Origin of the sequence: Eudoraea sp. (genome assembly GCF_049665975.1) — a bacterium.
Classification (GTDB): domain Bacteria; phylum Bacteroidota; class Bacteroidia; order Flavobacteriales; family Flavobacteriaceae; genus Eudoraea.
The window spans coordinates 1-5,529 of the sequence record NZ_JBATGR010000184.1 but is presented as its reverse complement, the minus strand read 5'-3'; the positions used below and the strand labels follow the sequence as shown (position 1 = coordinate 5,529).

General features: G+C 37.7%; 4 protein-coding genes and 2 pseudogenes. All 6 read left to right on the top strand.

Going from position 1 to position 5,529, the window contains the following annotated elements; translation table 11 throughout:
* Window positions 1–75: 75 nt before the first annotated feature.
* Window positions 76–468 (top strand): annotated as a pseudogene (gene rpsK, locus WBN20_RS07030) (30S ribosomal protein S11).
* A gap of 100 nt (window positions 469–568) precedes the next feature.
* Entirely contained in the window at window positions 569–1,174 is a 606-nt protein-coding gene (rpsD, locus tag WBN20_RS07025) for a 30S ribosomal protein S4 (protein WP_424272984.1), read from the top strand.
* A 17-nt stretch (window positions 1,175–1,191) separates the two neighbouring features.
* Entirely contained in the window at window positions 1,192–2,184 is a 993-nt protein-coding gene (locus tag WBN20_RS07020) for a DNA-directed RNA polymerase subunit alpha (protein ID WP_424272983.1), read from the top strand.
* 56 nt (window positions 2,185–2,240) lie between these two features.
* Window positions 2,241–2,720 (top strand): annotated as a pseudogene (gene rplQ / locus WBN20_RS07015) (50S ribosomal protein L17); the annotation flags it as partial.
* 311 nt (window positions 2,721–3,031) lie between these two features.
* A complete protein-coding gene (gene carA / locus WBN20_RS07010) occupies window positions 3,032–4,159 on the top strand; it encodes a glutamine-hydrolyzing carbamoyl-phosphate synthase small subunit (RefSeq protein WP_424271108.1) in 1,128 nt (375 codons plus the stop codon).
* A gap of 99 nt (window positions 4,160–4,258) precedes the next feature.
* The coding region (gene eno / locus WBN20_RS07005) for a phosphopyruvate hydratase (RefSeq protein WP_424281189.1) at window positions 4,259–5,529 on the top strand (1,271 nt) is incomplete at its 3' end.

Below are 5,529 nucleotides of genomic sequence, written 5' to 3'. Positions count from 1 at the left end.
ATAATTCAAGGACCAGGAAAGGAAAAAGAAAAACGGTTGCGAATAAGAAAAAGGCAACTAAATAATTAGCATAATATGGCAAAGACAAGTACCAAAGGAGCTAAAAAGCGAAAGGTAATCGTTGAATAGACTGGTGAAGCGCATGTAACGGCTTCCTTTAATAACATAATAATTTCTTTGACCAACAAAAAAGGCGATGTTATTTCATGGTCTTCTGCTGGCAAGATGGGATTTAGAGGTTCTAAAAAGAATACTCCATATGCTGCACAGGTAGCAGCTGAAGAATGTTGCAAAGTAGCTCATGAAGCGGGGTTGAGAAAGGTGAAAGTTTATGTAAAAGGACCAGGTAACGGAAGAGAATCCGCAATTCGGTCAATTCATAATGCCGGTATTGAAGTTACTGAGATTGTGGATGTAACACCAATGCCACACAACGGTTGTCGACCACCCAAAAGAAGAAGAGTTTAATTAAGTTACATATTTATAAAAGGTAAATTCACAGGAAGTGCAATTACGATTATCGAAGGATAAGCCTTAATTCATAATCACATTTCCAAATTTAAAGAAGATGGCAAGATATACAGGACCTAAATCAAAGATCGCACGTAAATTCGGCGAAGCAATTTTCGGAGACGACAAAGCTTTCGAGAAAAAAAATTATCCTCCGGGACAACACGGTAATAATAGACGTCGTGGTAAAAAATCTGAGTATGCTATCCAATTGATGGAAAAGCAGAAAGCAAAATATACCTATGGCATATTGGAGAAACAATTCAGAAACCTATTTGCCAAAGCTAACAGGAGTAAAGGTGTTACCGGTGAAGTACTTCTCCAAATGTGTGAAGCACGTCTTGATAATGTCGTTTACAGGATGGGTATTTCAAATTCCAGAAGAGGTGCAAGACAGCTCGTTTCGCATAGGCACATTACTGTTAACGGAGAATTAGTAAATATTCCATCGTATTCATTAAAAGCTGGTGATGTAATAGGGGTGAGGGAAAAATCAAAATCACTTCAGGCCATACAAGATGCACTTAGTGCAAACAGCAGTGTGTATGAATGGATGACATGGAACAATGATAAAATGGAAGGGAATTTTGTTTCTATTCCAGAAAGAATTCAGATTCCGGAGAATATTAAAGAACAATTAATCGTGGAGTTATACTCTAAATAAACAACACAAATCCGACTATGGCATTATTAAATTTTCAGAAGCCCGATAAAGTTATAATGATAGATTCCTCAGATTTCGAAGGCAAATTTGAATTTCGTCCTTTGGAACCTGGTTATGGTTTGACTGTTGGGAACGCCTTGCGAAGGGTATTGCTTTCTTCTTTGGAAGGATTTGCAATTACAGCGGTAAGAATTGATAAAGTAGAGCATGAATTTTCGGTTATTGAAGGTGTTGTGGAAGATGTTACCGAAATCATCCTTAACCTCAAACAAGTTCGATTTAAAAGACAAATTGAAGATGTTAATGAGGAAACTGTTTCCATATCTGTAAGTGGTAAAGATCAGCTTACTGCGGGAGATTTTCAAAAGTTTATCTCTGGTTATCAGGTGTTAAACCCGGACCTTGTTATTTGCAACATGGATCCTAAGGTGAGCATAAATATGGAGGTAATTATTGAAAAAGGTCGCGGTTATGTACCGGCAGAAGAAAATAAAAAGTCTAATGCACCTTTGGGTAGTATAGCTGTTGATTCAATTTTTACCCCGGTAAAAAATGTAAAATACAGCATTGAAAACTTTCGTGTTGAGCAAAAAACAGATTATGAGAAATTGGTATTTGAGATAGTTACTGATGGATCTATTCATCCAAAAGAGGCATTGACAGAAGCAGCTAAGGTACTAATACACCATTTTATGTTGTTTTCTGATGAACGTATTACCCTTGAAGCTGATGAAATAGCGCAAACAGAGACCTACGATGAAGAATCTCTGCATATGCGTCAGCTTTTAAAGACTAAACTTGTTGATATGGATCTTTCTGTTAGAGCCTTAAATTGTTTAAAGGCTGCGGAAGTAGATACATTAGGAGATTTGGTTTCGTTCAATAAAAACGATTTGATGAAATTCAGGAACTTTGGTAAAAAGTCATTGACAGAATTAGAAGAGCTGGTTATAAACAAAGGCCTTAATTTTGGGATGGATCTTTCAAAGTACAAATTAGATAAGGATTAATTTATCAATAAAGACGGGACTATTCCTGTTTTTATTAAGCATTTATATAAGTAACGATGAGACACGGTAAAAAAGTCAATCATTTAGGAAGAAAGTCAGCTCATAGAAAAGCTATGTTGGCTAACATGGCTTGTTCGTTGATTGAACATAAAAGAATTAATACAACTGTGGCAAAGGCTAAAGCCTTAAAGCAGTTTATAGAGCCATTAATAACCAAATCAAAAGCTGAGAATAATCAGACTACTGAAAAAGGAACACATAACAGGCGTATCGCATTTAAGAACCTTAGGGATAAGTATGCGGTAACAGAATTATTTGGAAGTGTTTCTGACAAGGTTGGTGAGCGGCCAGGAGGTTATACCCGAATTATTAAATTGGGTAATAGGCTTGGTGATAACGCCGATATGGCAATGATAGAACTTGTAGACTACAATGAAGTTTATAATGCTGGTAAATCTGCCAAAAAGAAAACCACAAGAAGAAGTAGAAGAGGGAAAAAGGCAGATGAGGGAGTAGTTGAAAAAGCTACGGAAACAGCTGTAGTTGAAAAAGCTACGGAAACAGCTGTAGTTGAAGAGGCTGTGGAAGCGGTAACAGAAAAAGTTAAGGAGACAGAGGCCGTAGAAACCGAGGAAGCGACTCAAGAAATTGAGGAGGTTAAAAAACCAAAGGCAACTAAAGAAGAAGCGTCAGAACCTGAAGCAACTGAGACTGATGATTCCGAAGAAAAGAAAAATGATTCTGAAGCATAAATTGTTTATAAAATTTTTAATATTTTAAAAAGGATAGACCTAAAAGTCTATCCTTTTTTTATGTTTATTTGTGAAACGTAATCTTATTTAACAATATGAAGTATCAATCCAAAAAGAAAGCACTATTATTATTAGAAGACGGGACTATTTTCTTTGGTAAGGCAGTAGGCAACAAAGAAGGAACTGCATATGGAGAAGTTTGTTTTAATACCGGGATGACTGGTTATCAGGAAATATTTACAGATCCTTCTTATTTCGGTCAACTCATGGTTGCTACTAATGCACACATAGGTAATTATGGGACCAATATGGATGAGGTGGAATCAGGTTCTGTAAAAATAGCAGGATTGATATGTAAGAATTTCAGCTATGAGTATTCAAGACCCAGTGCAGATCATAGTCTGGAAGAATTTTTGAACATAAGCAATCTATTTGCTATCTCTGATGTAGACACCAGAGCCCTGGTAAGCCATATTCGGGATCAGGGTGCTATGAATGCGGTAATCTCTACGGAAGTAGAAGATATAGACAGCTTAAGGAAATCCTTAAAAAAAGTACCTAATATGAAAGGATTGGAACTTGCTTCCAAAGTTTCAACCACAGAACCTTATTTTTTTGGAAATGAGAATGCCCAATACAAAATAGCCGCCCTGGATATTGGAATAAAAAATAATATTTTACGTAATCTGGCTAAAAGAGATGCTTATATAAAAGTCTTTCCCTACAATGCTACCTACGAGGAAATGAACGAATGGCAACCCGATGGATTTTTTATTTCCAACGGACCCGGAGACCCGGAACCTTTGCACGAGGCGGTGGAGGTAGCTCGTAAGATTATAGCTAATGATAAACCTTTATTTGGAATTTGCCTGGGTCACCAGGTAATTGCGCTGGCTAATGGTATATCTACGTACAAAATGCATAATGGTCATAGAGGGATAAACCATCCGGTATTGAACCTATTGACGGGCAAAGGTGAAATTACATCTCAAAATCATGGGTTTGCCATAAGCAGGGAAGAAACGGAGTCTAATCCCGAAATTGAAATTACACATGTTCATCTAAACGACAAAACCGTTGCCGGTATAAGGGTGCGAAATAAAAATGTTTTTTCAGTTCAATATCACCCTGAGGCCAGTCCGGGACCCCATGATGCAGATTATCTTTTTGATCAATTCTTTGAAATGATAGCTTCCGCTGTTAATAAAGATACATTGGTTTAAGGAATTGTTATATTCTGGTCTTTATGGGCCTCAATATAGCGTTGTGTCCATCCGCCTTTTGTATCTTTGCCAAATAATTCAACCTTAAAATTTAACAATATGAGTACCATAATTGATGTGCATGCAAGACAGATTCTGGATTCAAGAGGAAATCCGACCGTAGAAGTAGATGTTATAACCGAAAATGGCGTTTTAGGGCGCGCAGCTGTTCCATCCGGTGCTTCTACCGGTGAACATGAAGCTGTTGAATTGCGTGATGGAGGGAAAGCCTTTATGGGTAAGGGTGTCACTAAAGCCGTGGAAAATGTAAATAATATTATAGCAAAAAAAATAGTTGGGATGTTGGTTTTTGATCAAAACCTAATAGACCAGACTATGATAGAACTGGATGGTACTCCAAATAAATCTAAATTGGGAGCCAATGCAATCTTAGGAGTGTCTTTAGCAGTTGCGAAAGCGGCGGCCAATGAGCTGGGAATGTCTTTGTACAGATATGTAGGTGGGGTTAGTGCTAATACGCTACCGGTGCCTATGATGAATATAATTAATGGTGGCTCGCATTCGGATGCACCTATAGCATTCCAGGAATTTATGATTATGCCAATCAAAGCCAAAAGCTTTTCGCATGCTATGCAAATGGGGACTGAAATATTTCATAATCTTAAAAAAGTATTGCATAGTAGAGGTTTGAGCACTGCAGTTGGTGATGAAGGTGGGTTTGCGCCTACACTGGATGGCACAGAAGATGCTATAGAGACCATTGGACTAGCGGTTAAAAATGCCGGATATTCATTTGGTGATGAGGTAATGATTGCACTTGATTGTGCTGCTGCAGAATTCTATGAGAATGGTAAATATGATTACACCAAATTTGAAGGAGATTCGGGCGCGATTCGCACCTCAGAAGAACAGGCAGCGTATTTGGCAGATCTTAGTAAAAAATACCCTATTATATCTATTGAAGACGGGATGGATGAAAATGACTGGGATGGATTTAAGACATTAACTGATATGATAGGTGATAGCGTTCAATTAGTTGGAGATGATTTATTTGTTACCAATGTAGAAAGATTATCAAAGGGAATTAAGAACGGCATTGCCAATTCAATACTGATAAAAGTTAACCAGATTGGTACGCTTACAGAAACGATTGCCGCTGTGAATATGGCTAAAAATGCGGGATATACTTCCGTAATGTCGCACAGATCAGGTGAAACCGAAGATAATACTATTGCAGATTTAGCAGTAGCACTTAACACCGGGCAGATAAAAACAGGATCTGCTTCAAGAAGTGATCGAATGGCCAAATACAACCAATTACTTCGCATAGAAGAGGAGCTAGGTGATGTGGCCTATTATCCGCAGGAAAA